Genomic DNA, 20,722 nt, shown 5'->3' with positions numbered 1-20,722 from the left:
TCTTCACCTGGGGGGTGGGGGGGGGGGGCGTGGGAGCGTGGGTGTTGGGTTTTTTTTGTGCGTTTGGGGGGGGGGGTTGCGCCCTACGGGGACCCCCACCCCGCTCCGCTTCGCGGATCGACCCTCCCCACAAGGGGGAGGGTAACACTCAATCCGAAACCGGCGTATTCTCGTCCACATCCACCCGGAAATTGCCTTCCAGAATCTCCGCCTTCTTCTTTTCGACCAGCTCCTTGACGTCCGCCGGCAGCGTCTTGTCGAACTTGTGGTAGGGCGCCAGATGCGAGCCGCCTTTGCCCATGCGCGAGAAATCGCCATAGTCCTGCGCGGTGAAGACGCCGGCCCTGACCAGTTTGATCGCCTGCTCGACCGTCGGATACATGTCCCAGACCGGACCGGTGATGACCGTATCCGGGCCGAGGCTCGACTGGTCGGACATGTTGGAGATGGCGAGGATCTTCTTGTCCACCGCGGCTTCGATGACACCGAAGCGCTCGGCGTAGATGACGTCGACGCCGGCGTCGATCTGCGCGACCGCCGCTTCCTTGGCCTTGGGCGGATCGAAGAACGAGCCGATGAAGGCGACCTTCTTCTTGATGTTCGGGTTGACCTCCTTGGCGCCGGCGAAGAAGGCGTTGACCAGCCGGTTCACCTCCGGAATGCCCATCGCCGCGACGGCGCCGATCGTGCCCGACTTCGACATCTTGCCGGCGATCATGCCCGAGAGATAGGCGGGCTCGTGGATCCAGTTGTCGAAGACGCCGAAATTGGGTTCCGCCGGTCCGGCACCGGAGCCGAACAGAAAGGCGGTCTTCGGGAACTGCTTGGCCGTGCGGCGCGATTCACGCTCGGCAGCGAAGGCATCGCCCAGCACCAGCTGGTAGCCGCCTTGTGCATATTCGCGCATCACGCGGCTGAAATCGGCGGTCTGCACCTTCTCGGACCATTTGTATTCGATGCCGAGTTCCTTCTCGGCCTTCTGCAAGGCGACATGGATCTGGTTGTCCCACGGCTCCTCGATCGGCGTGGCGAAGATCGCCGCCACCTTCAGCTTCTTGTCCGCCGCGAAGGCGGCGCCCGGCAGCATCGTTGCCGCCAAGCCAAGCGCGCCCAGCTCCAGCACATTGCGTCGCGAAAGCCCTTCGCGTTTTATCTGCGATTTATTGTTCCGGTTTTCCATTGCATTCCCCTCTGTTCGACAGCCGTGTCGAGCCGGCTGTTCGTGAAAATGTCAGACGGGGAAGTATGGAACGACGCCAGACTTTTGTCCACGTGGTCAAATTTGAACCGCGCACCGGATTCTTGATCTTAGCCGGCCAAGCAAGGGCCGCCGATCAAACCCGTTCCAGCGCGATCGCGATGCCCTGGCCGACACCGATGCACATCGTGGCAAGCGCATAACGGCCGCCACGTTCGCGAAGCTCCAGCGCCGCCGTACCGGAAATGCGGGCGCCCGACATGCCCAGGGGATGGCCGAGCGCGATGGCGCCGCCATTCGGGTTGACGTGCGGTGCATCCTCGGCAATGCCGAGCTGGCGCAGCACGGCGATGCCTTGCGAGGCAAAGGCTTCGTTGAGCTCGATGACATCGAACTGTCTTGGTGTCAGGCCAAGCCGCGCGCAGAGTTTTTGCGTCGCCGGCACCGGGCCGATGCCCATGATGCGCGGCGCAATACCGGCGGCAGCGCCGCCGAGGATGCGGGCGATCGGCGTCAGGCCATACTTTTTCACGGCTGCCTCGGAGGCAACGATCAGCGCCGCCGCCCCGTCATTGACGCCGGAGGCATTGCCGGCCGTCACCGTGCCGCCCTGGCGGAACGGTGTCGGCAGCCTGGCCAGCGCATCGACCGTCGTGCCAGCACGGGGATGTTCATCCTTCGAGACGACAACCGCATCGCCCTTGCGCTGCGGGATCGTCACTGGCGTGATCTCCTTGGCCAGCCGGCCATTGGCTTGCGCGGCGACCGCCTTGTCCTGGCTGCGCACGGCAAAGGCATCCTGGTCCGCGCGGGAGATGGCGAACTCTTCCGCGACGTTTTCGCCGGTCTCCGGCATCGAATCGACGCCATACTGCTTCTTCATCAGCGGATTGACGAAGCGCCAGCCGATGGTGGTGTCGTAAATCTCGGCATTGCGCGAGAACGCCGTGTCGGCCTTGGGCATGACGAAGGGCGCGCGGCTCATCGATTCGACGCCGCCCGCGATCATCAGCTCCGCCTCGCCTGCCTTGACGGCCCTGGCTGCGATGGTCAGCGCATCCATGCCGGAGCCGCAAAGGCGATTGACGGTCGAGCCCGTAATCTCCTTCGGCAAGCCTGCCAGCAGCAGCGCCATTCGCGCCACGTTGCGGTTGTCCTCGCCGGCCTGGTTGGCACAGCCATAGACGACATCGTCGACAGCCTGCCAGTCGATGCCGGGATTGCGCTCGATCAATGCCCTCAGCGGTATCGCGCCGAGATCGTCTGATCGTACCGAAGACAGTGAACCGCCGAAGCGGCCGATCGGCGTGCGGATATAGTCGCAGATATAGGCCTCGGCCATGTTATGCAGCCTTTGTTTTTCCGGTTCCCTTATGCGCCGCCTTGGTGCGGGCCTGCAGGTTGCGCAATGTCTTGAGTTCGAGTTCGCTTGGCGCCGGCGTTTCGTCAAGCGCCTCGGCGAACTTAACCACCCAGCCACAGCTCTCCTGCACCTGCTCACGGGTGACGCCGGGATGCAGCGACACGACGGTGAATTCCTTGCTCACGGGATCCGGTTTCCAGATGGCGAGATCGGTGATCAGCAAGGTCGGGCCTGATGTCTCGATGCCAAGCCGTTTGCGATGATCGCCGCCCTCGCCATGGCCGAAGGAGGTGAAGAAATCGATCTTCTCGACCATGCCGCGCTTGGTCTGCGCCATGGTGATGTAGATCTCCTTCGACGACGTCGCGATCTCCGGCGCGCCGCCGCCGCCGGGCAGCCTGGTCTTGGGATGGAAATAGTCGCCGATGACGGTGGTGTTGATGTTGCCGAACTTGTCGAGCTGCGCCGCCCCGAGGAAGCCGATCGAGATGCGCCCGCCCTGCAGCCAGTAGCGGAACATTTCCGGCACCGCGACAGTGGTGATAGCGGTCTCGCATAATTCGCCGTCGCCGATCGACAGCGGCAGCACGTCCGGCGCGGTGCCGATCGTGCCGCTTTCATAGATGAGCGTGATATCGGGCGCATGCGTCAGCCGCGCCACATTGCAGGCGGCGGATGGTGCGCCGATGCCGACGAAGCAGACATCGTCATTGCGCAGCGCGCGGCTGGCGGCGATCGTCATCATCTCGTTGGGGGTGAAACCCAGCTGATTGTCGCTCATGCCGCTTTCCTCAGATGCTCTACACGGGCCGCGAAATCGTCGGCGCTCTTCTCGATGACATTGGCCTGCATCCACGCCTGGAATGTCTCGCGGTCGGCAGCGATCTCGTCCCATTCCAGATAGGCGGCATTGTCGCGCGCATAGTAGCCATGCGCGTAGGACGGATGCGATCCACCGGGCACGACCGATATTGCCGCGATCGTCCAGCGCGGCAGCACGGCCAGATTAGGGTGCAGATCGTCGAAATTGTCGACCACTTCCTCGACCGTCACCACCGCGCGTTTGGCCGCCAGCACGGCTTCCTTCTGGATGCCGATGATGCCTTCGACCAGCACATTGCCTTTCTTGTCGGCCTTCTGCGCATGGATGAAGGTGACGTCAGGCCGGATCGAAGGAACAGCGGCCAGCACCTCGCCGGTGAACGGACAGGTGACAGACTTGATGTTCGGGTTGACCGCCGCGAGGCCAGCACCGCGATAGCCGCGAAACACCGCGCAGGGCGGGCCGGCAGCACCCGCTTCATAGGCGTTGGCCATGCCGGCATGGCTGTGCTCCTCGATTTCAAGTGAGCGCGGAAAGCCGTTCTCGATGGCATCGCGGGCGCGCCGCAGCAGGCCGACGCCGGGATTGCCGACATAGGAGAAGACGATTTTCTTCGCCATGCCCATGCCGATCATCTGGTCGTAGATCAGGTCCGGCGTCATGCGGATCAAGGTCAGGTCGCGAAAACCCTGGCGGATCGCCTCGTGCGCCGCCGCCGTCGGGATCAGATGGGTGAAGCCCTCGAAGGCGACGGAGTCGCCATCTTTCAAATTCTCGGCCACGGCCTGTTTGAGCGGCAGGAACTTGACCATCGCATCGGCTCCAGGCTGAAAAAGTTCGTATTGCGAACATATGTTTTATATGCGATACTTTCTATGCTGAGCAGAGGCGTGGAGTCAATCCTGACGCCGATGTCGTTCTGCGGAGACAAGATGGACGAAGAGGCTGTTTCCCGTGATCATGTCGGCTCGCTTGAACGCGGCCTTGCCGTCATGGAGATCCTGGCCCGCCATCCCTCGGGCATGACGTTGACTGAAATGGCCGCGGAAGCGGGCCTGACCCGCGCCGGCGCCCGCCGCTTCCTGCTGACACTCACCGCCACTGGCTATGCAACACAGGCCGGCCGCGTGTTCTCGCTGTCGCCGCGCCTGCTGACGGTTGCCCGCACCTGGCTCGGCGGCGCCTCGCTATGGGCCTTCGCCGCCCCCATCATGCGCGCGGTCGCCGCACAGCTGAACGAGGCCTGCTCGGCAGCCATCCTGTCGGGTGAGGATGTCGTCTATGTCGCCCGCATTCCCGGCCGCCGCATTCTCAGCGTGTCACTCGATGTCGGCACCAGGCTGCCGGCCTATTGCACCTCGATGGGGCGCATCCTGCTCGCGGGCCTGACGCCTCAGGAATTGGACGCATTCCTCGACCAGGCGACCATCGAGAGACGGACGCCGAAGACGATCACCGATATAAGGCTGCTGGCCGGCGCCATCGGCAAGGCGAAAGCGGGCGGCTTTGCCATCGTCGATGAGGAACTGGAACTCGGCCTGCGCTCGGTCGCCGTACCGATCCGCGACCGGGCGGAGCGCACGGTCGCGGCCATCAACGTCTCGACCCAGTCGGCACGCTTCTCCGTCGCGGAGATGGAGCGGGAGATATTGCCGGCACTACTGGAAGCCAAGCAGCGGATTGAGGATTTCTTTGTGGTTTAAGAAGCTTCATCCAACCTTCGACGTCGGCGGGACAGCACCCCCCTCTGGCCTGCCGGCCATCTCCCCCGCAAGGAGGGAGATCAGCTGTTATCGCGGCTTTCGCCAATCTACACCGTTGTAGGGTGAGCGCTGCGCCGAAGCTGCCAATCTCGCCCCTCGTGGGGGTTGAGGAATGGTCCGCGAAGCGGATGGAAAGCCAATTGCTTGGCTTTCCAAATGACGAACGTCCGGCAGGACAGAGGGCGCGAAGGATCGCGGCGTTTGCCCTTCCTCGCCGCGCCGCCGTCCCCCTCAATGCTTAATCCGATCCCGCATCGCGTACCACAGCATGCCGAGCACATAGAGCGGCCCACGTAGCGCCGTGCCGCCAGGGAACGGCATCGGGGTTAGCGTCGAGAACAGATCGAGCCGCGAGACATCGCCGGTGATCGCTTCGGCCAGCAGCTTGCCGGACAGCGTCGACAGGATGACGCCCTTGCCGGAATAACCATGCGCGAAATAGACCTCACCATAGTGCCCGACATGCGGCAGTCGCGACGTCGTCACCGACACAAGCCCGCCCCAGGCGTGATCGATGCGGCAGCCCTTGAGTTGCGGAAAGGTCTTTTCCATATGCGGCCGCACGAAGCCGGCGATATCGGCCGGCGGTGACGGCGTATAGCGCTCGCCGCCGCCGAACAGCAGGCGGCCATCCGCCGACATCCGGTAATAGTTGACGACGAACCGGGTGTCGGACACCGCGACATTGGCCGGGATGACATTGCGTTTGCCCTCCAGCGGCTCGGTGGCGACGATGTAGTTGCCGACCGGCATGATGCGGCTGTTGACGCGCGGCTCCAGGCCATTGAGCAGCGCATCGCCCGCCAGCACGACGTGTTTTGCCCGGACCGAACCCTTTGCCGTCGAGACCCGGATCGAAGGCTCGCGTTCCAGCCGCACGGCCACCGAATTCTCATGGATTGTGACGCCGGCGGCAACCGCTGCGCGGGCAAGGCCGAGCGTATAGTTCAGCGGATGCATGTGGCCGCCGAGCGGCTCGTACATCGCGCCATGGTAGGGTGTATCGACCTTGGCTCGGGCTTCAGCCGCCGACAGGATTTCCGCATGCGGGAACTTCATCACCGTGGCCAGGCACTCGGCCTCTTCCTCGAGATCCCTAAGATCGGAGCCGTTGACCGCGCCGACGAGATGGCCGGTCAGCCTGAGATCGCAATCGATGGCGTGGCGCTCGATGATGTCGAGCACCAGCCCGCGCGCTTCGAAGGCAAGATCGAACAGCGCTTTGGCCCGCTCCGGCCCATAAACCTTGACCAGACCCTTGGCGCCCTTGCGCAGGCCGGGAATCATTTGGCCGCCATTGCGCCCCGATGCGCCCCAGCCGATCTTGCCGCCTTCGAGCAGCACCACCTTCAGGCCGCGCTCGGCAGCGTGAAGGGCGGCTGACAGGCCGGTGCAGCCGCCACCGACGACCGCCAGGTCGGCTTCGACATCGCCGACAAGCGCCGGATGGTCCGGCGCGGGATTGGCGGTGGCGACATAATAGGATTTGGCGATGTCGAGGCCCGAATTGAAACCCGTTGAACTGGAAGCCATGATCACACCTTCAGCAGAAGGTGGTCGCGTTCCCAGCTCGTCACCACGCCCTGGAACAGGTCGAGCTCCACGCTCTTGACGCGCAGATAAGTCTGGAAGAAATCCTCGCCCAGCAGTTCACGCACCGGCTCGCATGCCTCGAAACGGTCGAGCGCCTCCTCCATGGTTTTCGGCAGCGTGCTCTTGATCTTATAGGCATTGCCCGATGCTTCGGCCGAGCGCGTCAGCTTCTGTTCGACACCGAGATAGCCGGCGAGAAGCGAACCGGCGATCGCCAAATAAGGATTGGAATCCGCACCCGGAAGCCGGTTCTCCACCCGCCGCGCGGCGCGGCCGCCGGCCGGCACGCGCAACCCGCAGGAACGGTTGTCATGCGACCATTCGATGTTGGCCGGCGCGCTGTGGTTGGGTCTTATGCGGCGGAACGAGTTCACATTGGGCGCAAACAGCGGCATGATTTCGGGCACATACTTTTGCAGGCCGCCGATGAAATGCCCAAACATCTCGGTGTCGGCATCGTCGCTGCCGGCAAACAGGGTCTTGCCGGCCTCGTCGATGACCGACATGTGCAGATGCATCGAGCTTCCCGCCTGCGCCGCGATCGGCTTGGCCATGAAGGTCGCATGCATGCCGCTTTGCTGCGCGGCCTGGCGCGTCAGCCGCTTGAACAGCAGCACCTTGTCGGCCAGCGGCAGCGCATCGCCATGCAGGAAGTTGATCTCCAGCTGCGCCGTACCCGATTCATGGATCAGCGTGTCGAGCGGCAGTCCGGCCGCCGCCGCATAATCATAGATGCGGCGGATCACCGGCTCGAACTCCTCGAGCGCGGCCATGTCATAGGGATGCTGCACACCCTCGGCACGGCCATTGGCACCGACCGGAGCGGTCAGCGGCTGGTCGGGATCGGGATTGGGCGCGGTGAGATAGAATTCGAGCTCCGGCGCCACCACCGCCCGCCAGCCGCGCTTGGCGTAGAGGTCGAGCACGGCGCGCAGCACATGGCGCGGCGAGGCCATCCATGGCCGGTTGTCCATGTGGAAGGCATCGGCAAAGACATAGGCCTTGCCGGGAGCGGCGCCAGGCGCCAGGCAGAGCGTCGATAAATCGGGCGCCATGCGCATGTCCGGATCCGAATAGGCAAAGCCCTCGTCGACCGAACCGGAATAGCGGCCGTCGATGCTGACCAGGAAGGCGCTGCTCGGCAGATAGAGCGCGCGGTCTTCAAGCGCCTGGAGAAATTTAGCCGTTGGCAAGGCCTTGCCGCGCAGGACGCCGTTCATGTCGGGCACCAGGCACTCGATCTCATTGATCCCGTGCTGGGCCAACCAACTCCTCGGATCGGCGTTGTTCAGGGCGGAGTTATTCGTCGCGATTTTGTCAGGCATTTCGTTCATGTCCGTATCAGAGAGAGTATGGCTTGCGCGGCCACATCCGTTCCGGGTTTCAGCGCCATCTGGGCTGCATTGTCCCTAAGGCGGGCGCGCATTGCATCGTCGGCCAGCAGGCCGAGAATGGCTTTCTCCAATACTCCTTCGGTCCAGGCGTCACGGCCGATATGGTCACCGACGCCGGTCTCTCCAGCGCGTTGCGCATTGTCATGTCCGTCCCAGCAATAGGGCATGATCAGCGACGGCACGCCGAAGCGCAGCGCCTCGCAAAAGCTGTTGTTGCCGCCGTGATGGATGAACAGGTCCGACTTCGCCACCACCGAGGGCTGCGGAAACCAGGCGTCGAGATAGACATTGTCGGGCACCGCGCGATAGGCGTCGCGCAGGCCGCCGGCATTGACGATGAAGCGCGCCGGCAGCCTGTCGAACACCGCCAGCATGCGCTCGATCAGCCCGACATCCATGGCGCCGAGGCTGCCGAAGCTGACATAGACCAGCGGCCCGCCATTGCGTGGGAACACGGGGACCTCGAATGGCGCTTCTGAGCGAACGCAGCCTTCGAGATATACGAAGCGCGTGGGGTCGAGCGGCTCGGCGCGCTCGCGGCGCACGATCGTCGGGGTCAGCAGCAAATTGAGGTCGGGCGACGCCTCCAGGAACAGGCCCTTCGGCAGCGGCGCCAAGCCGGCATCCATCCGGAAACGGTTGAAGCGATCATGTGCGGGCGCGCAAGCCGTCAGATACCTGGCCTCGAACGCCGCGCGTTGCGGGTCGTCGACGCCAAGCCCAGACAGATAGGGCGGTACCCGTGCATCCGGCAGCTCGGTCTCGGCGCAGGAGACGACGCGCACCCAGGGACAGCCGGCGGCGGCGATCGCCGGGAACATGATGACATTGTCGAGCACCACCGCGTCGGGCTTCAGCCGCGCCAGCAATTGGCGCAGCGGCGCTTCGGCATTGACCGCGGTGTCGACGATGGCCTGCCAGGTCGGCGCGACATAGGTTTCCAGCTGGTCGATCGGGCTCAGCCGGAAATGCGGCAGGTGCCGGCGCACGAAAGCCTGCCAGTAGCTCTGGCGGTCGCTGTCGCTCAGCGGCTCTTCGGTCGGCAACTGATATTCTTGGAAACCATAGTCGGCAAAGACGCCGGAAAAGCCGGCATGGCAGATGAAGACGGGCCGGGCGCCTCTCGCGCGCAGCGCCTGCGCGATGCCGACGCAATTCAACGCCGCGCCGAAGCTTGCTTCGGGGAACAGCGCGATGGTCGGGCTGGCTTTACGCGTCAATTAATCCTCGTCATTCCGGCCGGCTGATCATGCCGAACAGCGCGGGAGCCCCGCGGCTGGCCGCTTGCGGTCGCTGGTTGCGGGAGAGCCGCAGATGAATGCGAAGCAGATCGGCAGCCACCTCATACTGCAGGCTTTCAAGATGGTCGAGTATAGCAAGGTGTTCGCGCAGCGATTGCCGCAAGCGGAAGACGTTGACGCCGGCATAGATGCCCGGCAGCCGGCGCAGCCTGAGGTGATCGGCCAGCGCGTCGGCAACGAAGCGGTTGGCGCAGCCTTCGGCGAGCATGCCATGAAAATCGATGTCCAGCCGCTGGAACTCGCGTGTGTCGAATGCGGCGTCCGGCAGTGCCACCAGCGCTTCCATGCCCTGGCGCAACGCCGCCGCCCGCGCGCCGTCCAGCCGGAAGCCCGGCGTCAGGATGGCTGCGGGCTCCAGCAGCAAGCGGAATTCATAGCTGTCGCCTTGCGCCTCCGGATCGTCGGGGGTGCGCCGAAACAGCCAGGACTGGCCAGGCGCACGGTCCAGCAGATTCTCATCCGTCAGTTTGTTCAACGCTTTTAGTACCGTCTTGCGCTCGGCACCGTAGCGCCGCATCAGCCCCGCGACGGTCACCGTCTGGTCCAGCCGCCGCGCCGACCGGTCGCGCAGGATCGCCTCGGCCAGCTCGTCCTCCTCGGCGGCCGGCAATTCCGTCGCGACTGAAGCCTGCGCGGTGAGGTCGATGGCCAGGTGATAGCCGGAATCCGCCTCCCAGCGTACGACGCCCCGCTCCGCAAGCAGGCTAAGGGCCGCGCGCACCGGCGTGCGCGAGACGCTGCACAGCGACGCGATCTGCTGCTCCGGCAAGCGTGCGCCCGGCTCGAAACCACGTTGCCGCGCCACATCCAGGATGCGCTGCGCCAGATCGAGATGGTTGGTGCGGGGTCGTCGGGCTGCGGCTTGCATGACTGGTCTCATGGAAAACGACATGACCGCATCGATGTGGCCGATCGCCAGCATGGACGCAACCGGCCAGATTCTACGGTCGTTCGACAAATTATGGATTGACGTACTTTTTTGTGCAATAGTACTGTCATGACAATCGGCGTGAAAAGACCGAGGGAACGGGACTGAGGCGGCGGCAAGGTCGCAAGCGTTGGTCCGGCGAATGCAATTCGACGATCAACCGGAATGGGAGTCTGTCATGACCGCTACCAGCCTGCGGCGCCGTGCGCTGAAAACATCTTCGATCGCACTTGGCCTGGCCTTGGTGCTGTCCGCGCCGGCGACGGCCGCCGACCTCGTCATTTCCAACTGGGACGGCTACATGGCGCCCGACGCCATGGCCGCCTTCAAGACCGCGACCGGCGTTTCGGGCGAAGTGGTGGTGCATGCCACCAATGAAGAGATCATGGGCAAGCTGATCGCCGCCGGCGGCAAGGGCTATGACGTGGTCTTCGTCTCCTCGCCCTTCGCCGAGGTGTTGAACAAGCTTGGCCTGACCGAGCCGATCGACCACGCCAAGATCCCGAACCTCACCAATCTCTATCCCGAGGCAACCAAGCTGCCTCACGATGCCGGCAATGCATTCTCGGTGCCCTACACCTGGGGCACCACCGGCCTCTGCTACCGCTCGGACCTGGTCAAGGTCGCGCCGACCAGCTGGAGCGACCTGCTCGCGCCATCCGACGAATTGAAGGGCAAGACCACCATGCTGGCGACCGACCGTTGGCTGCTGGCCGCCGGCCAGCTCGACAAGGGCTATTCGGTCAACGAAACCGACCCGGCCAAGATGGCTGAGGTCAAGGATCTGCTGATCTCGGCCAAGAAGACCCTGCTCGCCTATGACGACACCACCTTCTATTCCAAGCTGGTGTCCGGCGAGGCGCTGATGGTGCAGGCCTGGGACGGCTGGTGCAATTACGGCATCGCCGAAAAACCCGAGATCAAATACGTCATTCCCAAGGAAGGTTCGGACCTCTGGGTCGACACGATGGTGGTGATGAAGGCCTCCGCCAACAAGGACGCCGCCTTCCAGTTCATCAACTTCATGCTCGACGCCAAGAACCACGCCTGGGCAGCGCAGAACATCGACTACAAGGTGCCGAACAAGCCGGCCATGGAAAGCCTGCCTGCCGATTTCCTGGCCAAATTCCCCAACATGGCGATGCCGGTGGCCGACCTCGTCAAGTTCGAGCAATTGCGTGACGTCGGCGACGCCCAGCGCGACTATTCGAAGATCGTCAGCGAGATCAAGGCGGCGCAGTAGGGACTGTTCCCAACAGCATCTTGGAATCAAGCTTGCGTTCCGTGTCGCCCCCCTCTGGCCTGCCGGCCATCTCCCCCTCAAGGGGGGAGATTGGCTGTGGCATTGCTTTCGCCAATCTTCGATTTTTCAAAGTAAGCGAAAGGTTGGAACTGCCGATCTCCCCCCTTGAGGGGGGTGAGAAGTGGTCCGCGCAACGGACGGAAAGCCAATTGCTTGGCTTTCCGAACGACGAACGCCCGAAGCGAAAGCGAAAGGCCGGGTCCGGCAGGGCAGAGGGGGGCACTTCGTGAAGCACCTACCCTCTCGCTCCTCCTTGCTGATGGCCCCGGCGCTGCTCTGGCTGACCGCACTGATGGTGGTGCCGTGCGCGCTGGTGCTGGCGCTCGCCTTCTTCCGGCGCGGCATCTATGGCGGCATCGAATACACCTTCACGCTGGAGAATTTCGGCCTGGTCTTCGACCCGCTCTATGCCGGCATCTTCCTCAATTCGGCGCGCATCGCCGGCACCGCCACCCTGATCGCGGTGGTGATCGGCTATGCCGCCGCCTACGCTATCGCAGCCGCCCCGCGCCGGCTGCAGCCAATTTTCCTGTTCTTCGCCGTGCTGCCGTTCTGGTCCAACTATCTGATCCGCACCTATGCCTGGATCGTTCTGCTCAACCGCGAAGGCCTGATCACCCAGCTGCTGCGCTGGTTCGGCTACACCGGCGAACCGCCGTCGATGCTCTACACGGAAGGCGCCGTCATCGCCGGTCTGGTCTACAACTATTTACCCTTCGTCATCCTCGCCTGCTACGCCCCACTGTCGCGCCTCAACCCGGAACTCGCCGAGGCCTCGCGCGACCTCGGCGCCTCCGCCATGACCACATTCCGCCGTGTCATCCTGCCGCTGACCGTGCCCGGCATCGCCGCCGGCGCGGTCTTTATCTTCGTGCTGTCGATCGGCAATTTCGTTACCCCGGCGCTGCTTGGCGGCGGCCGCTTCCAAATGATCGGCAACCTCGTCTACGACCAGTTCCTCACCGCCAACGACTGGCCGTTCGGGGCGGCACTCGCCATGGCGCTGATCGCCATCATGCTTCTGGTGCTGATGGCGCAGGCACTGGCCGCCAATCGCGCCTCGGGTCATACCGCGCAAGCCGGCGGAGACACCGATGGCTGAGCGCTCTCCCGCCACGCGGCGCACGCTCTGGCTCGTGCTCAGCCTCGTCTTCGCTTTCCTCTACATCCCGATCGCCGTGCTGGTGGCACTGTCCTTCAACGAAGGCGGGTTGCCGACGGCATGGTCGGGCTTTTCGCTGAAATGGTATGCCTCGCTGGCCGGCAATTCGGCGATCCTCTCCGCCGCCCTCAACACGCTGATCGTGGCGCTGGTCTCGACGGCCATCGCAACCTTGCTCGGCACGCTGCTGGCGATCGGCATCGAGATGCGTCGGCAGTACGGCAAGGGCCTCGAAGCGCTGATCTTCGCACCGATGATCATTCCCGACATCGTGCTGGCGATCGCGCTGCTGTCGTTCTTCTCCATGCTCAACCTGACCATGGGCCTGCACACCATCATCCTCGCCCATGTCGTCTTCAACCTCGCCTTCGTCTGCTCGGTGGTGCGCGCCCGGCTGAAGAGTTTCGACTGGTCGATCGTCGAGGCCTCAGCCGATCTCGGCGCCTCCGCGCTCACCACCTTCCGGCGGGTGACATTGCCGGTCATCGCGCCGGCGGTGATCGCAGGCGCGCTGCTTGCCTTCACGCTCTCGGTCGACGAGTTCATCATAGCCTTCTTCACCGCTGGTGCCGGTCGCGCCTCGACGACGCTGCCGATGCAGATCTACGCGATGATCCGCTTCGGCATCACGCCGGAGATCAATGCGCTGGCGACCATCGTCATGGCGGTCTCGATCACCGCGCTGACCCTGTCGCAGCGGCTCAACCGTGGGATCATAGGCCAATGAGCGAACCGCGCACGCTGCTGGCCATAGACAAGGTGTCGAAGAACTTCGGCCGGGTGACGGCCGTCGACGGGATTTCGCTCGATATCAGAGAGAACGAGTTCTTCGCGCTGCTCGGCCCGTCCGGCTGCGGCAAGACCACGCTGCTGCGCATGCTGGCCGGCTTCGAGACGCCCAATGACGGGCGCATCCTGCTCGACGGCCGCGACATCGCCATGATCCCGCCCAACAAGCGGCCGGTCAATCTGATGTTCCAGTCCTACGCGCTGTTTCCGCATATGAGCGTGAGGGCCAATGTGTCCTACGGCTTGGAGATGGAACGTTTGCCGGCGTCAGAAATCCGCTCCCGCGTCGACGCCATCCTGGCGACAACCGAGCTGGTCCCCTTCGCCGACCGCAAGCCGGAGCAACTGTCGGGCGGCCAGAAGCAGCGCGTCGCGCTCGCCCGCGCGCTGGTCAAGCGGCCGCGCCTGCTGCTGCTCGACGAGCCGCTTGGCGCGCTCGACAAGAAGCTGCGCGGCGCCATGCAGCTGGAATTGAAGCGCCTGCAGCATGAGGTCGGCATCACCTTCGTCATCGTCACCCACGACCAGGAAGAATCGCTTGTGATGGCCGATCGCATGGCGGTGCTCAAGGACGGCAAGCTGCTGCAATGCGACACGCCGCACGCGATCTATGAGCATCCGGCCGACCGTTTCGTCGCCGACTTCATCGGCGTGATGAATTTTGTGCCCGGTAAAGCCGCCACCGACGGTGTGGTGGCTGCCAACGGCACGCGGATATCCGGCAAGGTTCCTGCCGCGCTCTCCATCGGCGCATCCGCTGTCGCGTCGGTGCGGCCCGAACGCATCCGGCTGTTCCCGTCGGGTGAAACCGCCAACCGCACCACCGGCACGGTCGAGGCGCTGGCCTATCAGGGGCTCGACCTGCAGCTGCATGTCCGCACGGGCCTGTCGCCAAAGCCGTTCCTGGTGCGCGTCACCGCTGATGCCGCCGACCGCCGGCCGGTCGCGTCGGGCGACCAGGTCGAACTCGGCTGGGACGCCGCCGATGTCAGAGTTTTCGCAGAATAAAGGAGAAGCCTGATGGCGCAGAAGACGATCGCGTTTTTTCCAGAAGCGGCCTACGGCCCGGCGCTCAATTCCGTCGGCATCGCCCAGGCGGTCGAAGCGCGCGGCCACAAGGCCGTTTTCCTGTCCGACCCCGGCTTTGTCGATGTCTACAAGGGCTACGGCTTCGAGGCGCATCCGGTGAACTTGTCCGAGCCGATGCCGCCCGAGCAGATGGCCAAATTCTGGGAGGATTTCATCAACGGCCACATCCCGAACTTCCGCAAATCGCCCTACGACCAGGTCGACAATTACGTCAAGGATTGCTGGACGGCGATCGTCGACAGCGCCAAATGGGCGCAGAAGGATCTGCCGCACGTTCTCTCAGCCATCAAGCCGGATGTGATCTGCGTCGACAACGTCATTCTGTTTCCGGCGATCAAGCAGTACGGCAAGCCGTGGGTGCGTGTCATCTCCTGCTCGGAAAACGAGATCGAGGACGAAGACATCCCGCCGCATCTCTCCGGCTGCGGCGAGAATGACCATGCTGGACACCAGCGCTACCGCGATCATTTCAACGCGGTGATCAAGCCGATCCATGACGACTTCAACGCCTTCCTCGCCGCCAACAACGAGGCGCCTTATCCGATCGGCCAGTTCTTCGAGGCCTCGCCCTATTTGAACCTGCTGCTCTATCCCGAAGCGGCAAAGTTCAAGCGCCGCCATCCGCTCGACCCGGCAAAGTTCCAGTATCTGGAAGGCTGCGTGCGGCAGGAGAAACCCTACACGGTGCCGACATTCGCCAAAAACAATGACGGGCCGCTGCTCTATGTCTCCTTCGGCAGTCTCGGCGCCGGCGATGTCGAGCTGTTGAAGCGCATCATCGCGACGCTGGGCATGACGCGCTACCGGGCTCTGGTCAATGTCGGCGGCTACAAGGACCAGTACACCGACGTGCCCGGCAATGTCATCGTCGAGAGCTGGTTCCCGCAGCCTTCGGTCATCCCGCAGGTCGACGCTGTTATTCACCACGGCGGCAACAACTCGTTCACCGAGTGCCTCTATTTCGGCAAGCCGGCGATCATCATGCCCTATGTCTGGGACGGTCACGATAACGCCACCCGCGTCGAGGAGACCGGCCACGGCTTCGGCATGCCGCGCTACGACTGGACCGATGCCGAGCTGGTTGCCAGGATCGAAACCTGCCTGACCGATCCGGCCATGAAAGCCAAGCTGGGGAAGACATCGGCACAGATGCGGGGGCAGAACGGGCCGGAGAAAGCGGCGGGATTGCTGGAGGGATTGCTGTGAGCGATATGTCGAGCCTGAGCACCCCCTCTGTCCTGCCGGACATCTCCCCCGCAAGGGGGGAGATCGGCAGCTTCGCCGCCGGTTCTCACTCTGCAGCCGTGGTGATTGGCGAAGGCCGAGGCAACATCCGATCTCCCCCCTTGCGGGGGAGATGGCCGGCAGGCCAGAGGGGGGTGCCCTGGCGCAGCATATGAATAGCAACCATCGCGCAGGAGCCTCCGCATGACCTCCTCCGCTCCCCACCTCTACCAGGCCTCCACCCGCGCCGATCTCGTCGACTGGGGCGCCCAGCCGGATGTGTTGGACGGTGCCTCCCACTCGACCGGCAAACTCGTGCACAAGGGGCCGAACAACCAGCCGGAATCCGGCATCTGGGTGTGCACGCCCGGCCGCTGGCGCCTGAGCATCCCGCGCGACGAATTGTGCCATTTCGTCGCCGGCCGCGCGACCTACCGGTCCGATGTCGGTGAGCTGATAGAAGTCTCCGCCGGGACCGTGGTCATGTTCCCAGCTGGCTGGGCGGGCGAATGCACCGTGCATGAGACCATGCGCAACGTCTACATGCTGGCCTGACACTTCATGGGAGCATGACATGCCGACACCGCACTGGCCGAAGGCCTCGAGCGTGGAACTGGAGGACTGGGGCGCGGGCAGCAACACGCTCTCCGGTTCGCCGCGCGCCTCGGGCAGGATCCTGTCCCAGAACCCGGACGGATCGAGCGAATGCGGCCTGTGGTCGTGTACGCCGGGCACGCGCAAGGTCACGTTTGGCGCCGACGAGTTCTGCCATTTCCTCTCAGGCCGTGGCAGCTATGTCCATGACGACGGCGAAGAGATCCCGGTCGAGGCCGGCACGCTTGTATTCTTCCCCGCCGGCTGGAACGGCATCTCCATCATCACGCAAACGCTGACCAAGGCCTTCATGTGCCGCTGAGCACTCTTTTCAAGGAAATCGACATGACCACACCCATCATGAAATCCCCGCTCACCATTACCGACCTCGTCGACTGGGGCGTCATTCCGACCATGATCGAGGGGCAATCCCACACCTCGGGCAAGCTGCTGTACAAGGGGCCGGAAGGCCGCTCCGAATGCGGCCTGTGGGTCTGCAGCCCAGGCAAATGGCACTGCCATGTCACCCGCGACGAGTTCTGCCACTTCCTCGAAGGCCGCTGCACCTACGTGCATGAATCCGGCGAAGTCATCGAGATCGAGCCGGACACCGCCGCCTTCTTCCCGCAGGACTGGAAGGGCGTCTGCACGGTCCATGAGACGATCAAGAAGGTCTACATGATCCGCTGAGCGGATCCGAGAGGATGCCCATGGATTTCTTCCCTGACCGGCCGACCTTCTTCGTCAATCCGGACTATCGGCCGATGGCCGGCGCCAACAAGCCGGTGATCGATCCGGCGACGATCGAAACAGTCGGCGCCATCGCGGCGGCCACCGACGGCGAGATCGATGCCGCGCTCACGGCGGCGACCAAGGCGCAGGCCGCCTGGAAAAAGCTCGACGCCAAGAGCCGAGCCAAGCATCTGCATGCCGTCGCCAACGCCATTGAGGCGGCCGACTTTACGCGCTGCGCCGAGCTGATGGTGCGCGAGATGGGCAAGCCCTATCCGGAAGCGATCGGCGAAATCGCCAATTGCGCGCCGATCTTCCGCTACTACGCCGAGATGGCGCGCGACGATGCCGGCAAGATCGCCGGCACGACACAGGCCGGTTCGTTCCAGTATGCGCGCTACGAGCCCTATGGCGTCTCCGTCCACATCATGCCCTACAATTTTCCGATCCTGCTGATGTGCTGGACGGTCGCCGCATCACTCGCCGCCGGCAATGCCTGCGTCATCAAGCCGGCCGAGGCGACGACGCTGTCGACGCTGGACTACATGACCGTGTTCCGCTCGCTGCCGGAGGGGCAGGTCTCCTGCCTGCCTGGTGGAGCGGCCACGGCGCAGGCGCTGATCGCGTCGGACCGCACTCATGCGGTTGCCTTCACCGGCTCGGTCGCCGCCGGGAAGGCGGTGGCGGTAGCCTGCGCCGAACGCATGAAGCCTTGCGTCATCGAGGCCGGCGGCAGCGATCCGCTTATCATCAGCCAACACGCGCCGCTCGATGTAGCGGCAGCCGGCAGCGTCACCGCGGCCTTCCATCTCACCGGCCAGGTCTGCACCTCGGCCGAGCGTTTCTTCGTCGTCGATGCCGTTCATGACCGCTTCGTCGCGCTGTTCGCCGAAAGGACGCGGGCGCTGCGCATCGGCAACGGCATGGACAAGACCGAGATCGGACCGCTGGTCAGCGAAAGCGCGCGGACCAAGGTCATGCGTCTTGTCGACGATGCCATTGCCCACGGCGCCGAGGCGATCACCGGCGGACGCATCCCGCCTGCGCACAATGTCGGCTGGTTCTACGAGCCGACGATCCTGACCGGCGTCACCCCGGACATGGCGATCGTGCGCGAGGAATGCTTTGGACCGGTCGCCGCCATCTGCCGGGTCAGGGATTTCGATGAGGCGATCCGGCTTGCCAATGACAGCCCGTTCGGGCTCGGCGCCTCTGTCTTCACCACCGATCTGGCCGAAGCCCACGAGGCGGCTGAACGGCTCGAAGCCGGAATGGTCTGGGTCAACAACCCGCTGATCGACAATGATGCCTTGCCCTTCGGCGGCTGGAAGGCCTCGGGCCTCGGCCGCGAGCTTGGCCGCCAGGGGCTCGACGCCTTCCGCCGCTCCAAAATGGTGATCATCGACCACAAACCGGCGATCCAGGACTGGTGGTATCCCTATCCCGACAGCTGGTTCCGCGCGACCGGCGGCCGCAAGCACGTATGAGTGTCTCGAACCTCGCTATCCAGGGATAGCCTGCCCGATCATGGCCGGGAAACAGCAATGCCGCCGAGCGAACCCGGCGGCACCTTCTTTGACTGATACTGCCGTTTCGGCGACGATCGTTACGGCGTCGTTTCTGCTTCCATCGCGGCCGCCGTCTGGTCGATCTTGCCGGCAAGGACCCCTTGGGCCCAGGCCGTGACGTCGTCGTCGACCGGCTTGTTGGCCATGTCCGTCAGCGCCGCATCGAGCGATGCATCATCGGTGCCGACCTCTGCCGCGGCAGCCGCCTCATTGGCGGCGGTGACCTCTGCCTCCTGGGCAGTGATTTCGGCCTGCAGATCCGTTATCTTCCCAGGCAAGGCCGCCTGATCTTCGGGCGTCATGGCCGCAATCTGCTCGGGCGTCAGCGACGTCAGCGCGGTCAACTGAGAATTCAGCGCATCCAGCTTCTCCTGGGCCGCTTCAGCGGCGGCCTGAGCGACCTTGGCTTTGGCGGACTGCGTCACAAAGGCCTGGATGGCAGCGAACTTCTTGCTCTTCGAGTTCATATAGGCGTTGATGTTGCGCTGAAGCGAGTTCAGCCGGCCGAGCTTGGCGTGGATGTTCTTCTCCTTGGGAACCGACGAGACCTTTGTGGTCTTGTCGACCGTGGTGTCATCCGTTTTGGCCTTTGCCACCTGCCCCCGAGCCGACGAAGACTTGCCGTGCGAAGCGTCGCTCTTGCCATTGCTATTGCCGCCGTTACCGCCGGCATTTCCCCCGCCGTTGCCGTTGCCGCCGGCATTGCCGTTGCCGCCGGCATTGCCACCGCCATTGCCGCCGCCGTGCCCATTGCCGCCGGCTCCGGCGAGCGCCGGAGATGCCAGAAGCGCCAATGCGGCAAGCGCCGCGAACAGAGTTTTTCGGTTTGTCATGGTAATCTCCTCAGGGCATCGCCACCCTTCGCCCAACCGCTAGGCGACCGTCGTATGAGGAATTACTAATTGTACAGAGTAAACTTTAGACAAATGTGGTCTCAATACGCGATCTGACAACCTGCCGGCACCATAACCATTTGATATTAAACACAAATCAACGATCTTGATCGGCCATGGCACTGAAGTCCCATGCCGACCGGACCATAGTCTTATCTGCCGACCAGCGGCACCAGGAAGGTCGTAGAGCAGTGTATTGGAAAGGCGCTGAAATAAAGGAGGTTGATGACGAAAGCATAGGTCTCAGCCGATGCTTTCGCCGCCATCGATCACCAGCGCCTGACCAGTCATGAAGGATGAGCGGTCGGAGACGAGGAACAGGATCGCTTCGGCGATCTCATCGGCGCTGGCCCAGCGTCCCATCGGGATTTTGGTGCGGACATAGGTTTCGATCGCCTCGCGTCCGCCCATCTGGGCGATGAACGGGTCGTTGAACGGCGTGTCGACCCAGCCCGGACAGAGCGCGTTGACGCGGACATTGTGCCGGGCATAGTCGAGCGACATCTGCCGCGTCATCGCCACCACCGCATGTTTGGAGGTTGCGTAGGCGATCATCTCACGGTCGTAGAACACGCCCGAATTGGAGGCGGTGTTGAGGATGACGCCGCCGCCCTGTGCGATCATCGACGGCATGACCATCCTGGCCGCCAGGAACTGCGCCCGCACATTGACCCGCCATGACGCGTCCATGCCGCCGACCTCGACCTCGGTCAGCGTTCCGCCGACCTGGATGCCGGCGTGATTGTGCAGGATGTCGATGCGCCCGTGCCTCTCGATCGTGCCGGCAATGAGCTTTTCCAGCGCCCCATCGTCCGCGACATCGGTCGCGATCGCCTCGGCCTGCCCGCCCACTGCCCGCATCTCCGAAGCCGTTGCTTCGCCAGCGGCCTGATCCCTGTCGGCGATGACGACCACCGCGCCTTCCCTGCCCATGATCATGGCGCCGGCGCGCCCGATGCCGGAGCCGGCGCCTGTCACCACGGCGATGCGGTCTTTGAGGATCAT

Annotated in this window: 20 protein-coding genes; 10 read left to right on the top strand and 10 right to left on the bottom strand. The window is 63.8% G+C overall.

The annotated features are described in order from the left end of the window. Window positions 1-148: 148 nt before the first annotated feature. The 4 genes from NKH52_RS18660 to NKH52_RS18645 all read right to left on the bottom strand — a co-directional run bounded on the left by NKH52_RS18660 (window position 149) and on the right by NKH52_RS18645 (window position 4,196). The gene (locus NKH52_RS18660; protein ID WP_352735133.1) at window positions 149-1,180 is read right to left on the bottom strand and encodes a BMP family protein; all 1,032 of its coding nucleotides are present in this window, start codon (window positions 1,178-1,180) and stop codon (window positions 149-151) included. A 154-nt stretch (window positions 1,181-1,334) separates the two neighbouring features. Continuing rightward, window positions 1,335-2,540, bottom strand: coding sequence for a 3-oxoadipyl-CoA thiolase (gene pcaF, locus NKH52_RS18655; RefSeq protein ID WP_352735131.1), 1,206 nt, complete (start codon window positions 2,538-2,540; stop codon window positions 1,335-1,337). A 1-nt stretch (window position 2,541) separates the two neighbouring features. Further along, complete coding sequence (locus NKH52_RS18650; RefSeq protein WP_352735129.1) at window positions 2,542-3,342, bottom strand: CoA-transferase subunit beta; 801 nt, start codon at window positions 3,340-3,342, stop codon at window positions 2,542-2,544. After that, window positions 3,339-4,196 (bottom strand): CoA transferase subunit A, encoded by an 858-nt coding sequence (locus tag NKH52_RS18645; protein ID WP_352735127.1) that lies wholly within the window; start codon window positions 4,194-4,196, stop codon window positions 3,339-3,341. Before NKH52_RS18645 ends, NKH52_RS18650 begins: the two co-directional genes overlap by 4 nt. Window positions 4,197-4,316: 120 nt before the next feature. Here NKH52_RS18645 and NKH52_RS18640 point away from each other — a divergent pair, with 120 nt between their 5' ends. Next, window positions 4,317-5,087: an IclR family transcriptional regulator domain-containing protein gene (locus tag NKH52_RS18640; protein ID WP_352735125.1), complete on the top strand. Its 771-nt coding sequence runs from the start codon at window positions 4,317-4,319 to the stop codon at window positions 5,085-5,087. Window positions 5,088-5,378: 291 nt separating this feature from the next. Here the strand turns inward: NKH52_RS18640 and NKH52_RS18635 are convergent, their stop codons facing one another. Genes NKH52_RS18635 through NKH52_RS18620 form a run of 4 tightly spaced genes read right to left on the bottom strand, consistent with a single transcriptional unit; the run spans window position 5,379 to window position 10,303 of the window. After that, a complete protein-coding gene (locus NKH52_RS18635; RefSeq protein ID WP_352735123.1) occupies window positions 5,379-6,680 on the bottom strand; it encodes an NAD(P)/FAD-dependent oxidoreductase in 1,302 nt (433 codons plus the stop codon). Window positions 6,681-6,682: 2 nt separating this feature from the next. Beyond that, a complete protein-coding gene (locus NKH52_RS18630; protein WP_352735121.1) occupies window positions 6,683-8,065 on the bottom strand; it encodes a glutamine synthetase family protein in 1,383 nt (460 codons plus the stop codon). A gap of 5 nt (window positions 8,066-8,070) precedes the next feature. Beyond that, window positions 8,071-9,354, bottom strand: a complete 1,284-nt coding sequence (locus NKH52_RS18625; RefSeq protein WP_352735119.1) for a glycosyltransferase — start codon at window positions 9,352-9,354, stop codon at window positions 8,071-8,073. A 10-nt stretch (window positions 9,355-9,364) separates the two neighbouring features. Then, entirely contained in the window at window positions 9,365-10,303 is a 939-nt protein-coding gene (locus tag NKH52_RS18620) for a GntR family transcriptional regulator (RefSeq protein WP_352735117.1), read from the bottom strand. A gap of 238 nt (window positions 10,304-10,541) precedes the next feature. Here NKH52_RS18620 and NKH52_RS18615 point away from each other — a divergent pair, with 238 nt between their 5' ends. The 9 genes from NKH52_RS18615 (at window position 10,542) to NKH52_RS18575 (ending at window position 18,743) form a co-directional block, all read left to right on the top strand. Continuing rightward, a complete protein-coding gene (locus NKH52_RS18615) occupies window positions 10,542-11,606 on the top strand; it encodes a polyamine ABC transporter substrate-binding protein (RefSeq protein WP_352735115.1) in 1,065 nt (354 codons plus the stop codon). A 319-nt stretch (window positions 11,607-11,925) separates the two neighbouring features. After that, on the top strand, window positions 11,926-12,768 hold the full coding sequence (locus NKH52_RS18610) for an ABC transporter permease (RefSeq protein WP_352735138.1): 843 nt from the start codon (window positions 11,926-11,928) through the stop codon (window positions 12,766-12,768). Then, complete coding sequence (locus tag NKH52_RS18605) at window positions 12,761-13,555, top strand: ABC transporter permease (protein ID WP_127321342.1); 795 nt, start codon at window positions 12,761-12,763, stop codon at window positions 13,553-13,555. The genes NKH52_RS18610 and NKH52_RS18605 overlap by 8 nt, the downstream gene beginning before the upstream one ends. Beyond that, window positions 13,552-14,625, top strand: coding sequence for an ABC transporter ATP-binding protein (locus NKH52_RS18600; protein WP_352735112.1), 1,074 nt, complete (start codon window positions 13,552-13,554; stop codon window positions 14,623-14,625). The genes NKH52_RS18605 and NKH52_RS18600 overlap by 4 nt, the downstream gene beginning before the upstream one ends. 12 nt (window positions 14,626-14,637) lie before the next feature. Further along, window positions 14,638-15,912 carry a glycosyltransferase gene (locus tag NKH52_RS18595; RefSeq protein WP_352735110.1) on the top strand — a complete coding sequence of 425 codons (1,275 nt, stop codon included), beginning with the start codon at window positions 14,638-14,640 and terminating at the stop codon, window positions 15,910-15,912. A gap of 222 nt (window positions 15,913-16,134) precedes the next feature. Then, on the top strand, window positions 16,135-16,485 hold the full coding sequence (locus NKH52_RS18590) for a cupin domain-containing protein (RefSeq protein WP_352735108.1): 351 nt from the start codon (window positions 16,135-16,137) through the stop codon (window positions 16,483-16,485). 19 nt (window positions 16,486-16,504) lie between these two features. Then, window positions 16,505-16,846, top strand: a complete 342-nt coding sequence (locus tag NKH52_RS18585; protein WP_352735107.1) for a cupin domain-containing protein — start codon at window positions 16,505-16,507, stop codon at window positions 16,844-16,846. 23 nt (window positions 16,847-16,869) lie between these two features. Continuing rightward, window positions 16,870-17,214 (top strand): cupin domain-containing protein, encoded by a 345-nt coding sequence (locus tag NKH52_RS18580; protein ID WP_352735105.1) that lies wholly within the window; start codon window positions 16,870-16,872, stop codon window positions 17,212-17,214. Window positions 17,215-17,234: 20 nt separating this feature from the next. Then, window positions 17,235-18,743 (top strand): aldehyde dehydrogenase family protein, encoded by a 1,509-nt coding sequence (locus NKH52_RS18575; protein ID WP_352735103.1) that lies wholly within the window; start codon window positions 17,235-17,237, stop codon window positions 18,741-18,743. A 119-nt stretch (window positions 18,744-18,862) separates the two neighbouring features. Here the strand turns inward: NKH52_RS18575 and NKH52_RS18570 are convergent, their stop codons facing one another. Further along, a complete protein-coding gene (locus NKH52_RS18570) occupies window positions 18,863-19,657 on the bottom strand; it encodes a hypothetical protein (RefSeq protein WP_352735101.1) in 795 nt (264 codons plus the stop codon). A gap of 303 nt (window positions 19,658-19,960) precedes the next feature. Continuing rightward, window positions 19,961-20,722, bottom strand: coding sequence for an SDR family NAD(P)-dependent oxidoreductase (locus NKH52_RS18565; protein ID WP_352735099.1), 762 nt, complete (start codon window positions 20,720-20,722; stop codon window positions 19,961-19,963).

This window comes from Mesorhizobium sp. M1066 (genome assembly GCF_040318635.1).
In the GTDB taxonomy this organism is placed as follows: Bacteria; Pseudomonadota; Alphaproteobacteria; order Rhizobiales; family Rhizobiaceae; genus Mesorhizobium.
This window is presented reverse-complemented; position numbering and strand designations above follow the sequence as displayed.

Bases quoted from the DNA above. Each gene is read 5' to 3' on its own strand.
- NKH52_RS18660 (WP_352735133.1), bottom strand. From the start codon at position 1,180: ATGGAAAACCGGAACAATAAATCGCAGATAAAACGCGAAGGGCTTTCG.
- NKH52_RS18600 (WP_352735112.1), top strand. From the start codon at position 13,552: ATGAGCGAACCGCGCACGCTGCTGGCCATAGACAAGGTGTCGAAGAAC.
- NKH52_RS18635 (WP_352735123.1), bottom strand. From the start codon at position 6,680: ATGGCTTCCAGTTCAACGGGTTTCAATTCGGGCCTCGACATCGCCAAA.
- NKH52_RS18620 (WP_352735117.1), bottom strand. From the start codon at position 10,303: ATGCAAGCCGCAGCCCGACGACCCCGCACCAACCATCTCGATCTGGCG.
- NKH52_RS18595 (WP_352735110.1), top strand. From the start codon at position 14,638: ATGGCGCAGAAGACGATCGCGTTTTTTCCAGAAGCGGCCTACGGCCCG.
- NKH52_RS18575 (WP_352735103.1), top strand. From the start codon at position 17,235: ATGGATTTCTTCCCTGACCGGCCGACCTTCTTCGTCAATCCGGACTAT.
- NKH52_RS18565 (WP_352735099.1), bottom strand. From the start codon at position 20,722: ATGATCCTCAAAGACCGCATCGCCGTGGTGACAGGCGCCGGCTCCGGC.
- NKH52_RS18630 (WP_352735121.1), bottom strand. From the start codon at position 8,065: ATGCCTGACAAAATCGCGACGAATAACTCCGCCCTGAACAACGCCGAT.
- NKH52_RS18590 (WP_352735108.1), top strand. From the start codon at position 16,135: ATGACCTCCTCCGCTCCCCACCTCTACCAGGCCTCCACCCGCGCCGAT.
- NKH52_RS18605 (WP_127321342.1), top strand. From the start codon at position 12,761: ATGGCTGAGCGCTCTCCCGCCACGCGGCGCACGCTCTGGCTCGTGCTC.
- NKH52_RS18585 (WP_352735107.1), top strand. From the start codon at position 16,505: ATGCCGACACCGCACTGGCCGAAGGCCTCGAGCGTGGAACTGGAGGAC.
- NKH52_RS18570 (WP_352735101.1), bottom strand. From the start codon at position 19,657: ATGACAAACCGAAAAACTCTGTTCGCGGCGCTTGCCGCATTGGCGCTT.
- NKH52_RS18610 (WP_352735138.1), top strand. From the start codon at position 11,926: ATGGCCCCGGCGCTGCTCTGGCTGACCGCACTGATGGTGGTGCCGTGC.
- NKH52_RS18645 (WP_352735127.1), bottom strand. From the start codon at position 4,196: ATGGTCAAGTTCCTGCCGCTCAAACAGGCCGTGGCCGAGAATTTGAAA.
- NKH52_RS18650 (WP_352735129.1), bottom strand. From the start codon at position 3,342: ATGAGCGACAATCAGCTGGGTTTCACCCCCAACGAGATGATGACGATC.
- NKH52_RS18640 (WP_352735125.1), top strand. From the start codon at position 4,317: ATGGACGAAGAGGCTGTTTCCCGTGATCATGTCGGCTCGCTTGAACGC.
- NKH52_RS18580 (WP_352735105.1), top strand. From the start codon at position 16,870: ATGACCACACCCATCATGAAATCCCCGCTCACCATTACCGACCTCGTC.
- NKH52_RS18615 (WP_352735115.1), top strand. From the start codon at position 10,542: ATGACCGCTACCAGCCTGCGGCGCCGTGCGCTGAAAACATCTTCGATC.
- pcaF (WP_352735131.1), bottom strand. From the start codon at position 2,540: ATGGCCGAGGCCTATATCTGCGACTATATCCGCACGCCGATCGGCCGC.